The organism is Fusobacterium sp. DD2, from assembly GCF_018205345.1.
Taxonomy (GTDB): Bacteria; Fusobacteriota; Fusobacteriia; order Fusobacteriales; family Fusobacteriaceae; genus Fusobacterium_A.
In genome coordinates, this window is the sequence record NZ_JADRHM010000153.1 from 1 (window position 1) to 258 (window position 258).

The following is a 258-nucleotide window of genomic DNA, read 5'->3' on the forward strand; positions in this document are numbered from 1 at the left end:
GCCAATTCTTGATATGTATAGCAATGAGATAATATCATATGATTTATCAATGAGTCCAAATTTAAAGCAGATAAGGAATATGCTTGAGAATGCTTTTAAAAAATTTCCTACTCTTGAAGGATTAATACTGCATTCTGATCAGGGATGGCAGTATCAGCATGAATACTTTAGGAATAAATTAAAAGAACACGGGATCCTTCAGTCTATGTCTAGGAAAGGGAATTGCCTTGATAACTGCATTATGGAAACATTTTTTGG

Annotated in this window: 1 protein-coding gene; it reads left to right on the top strand. The window is 32.9% G+C overall.

Annotated features, from left to right (window positions below):
* Nucleotides 1-258, top strand: a 258-nt coding sequence (locus IX290_RS11540) for a DDE-type integrase/transposase/recombinase (RefSeq protein WP_211493329.1), incomplete at both ends; no start/stop codon positions are given.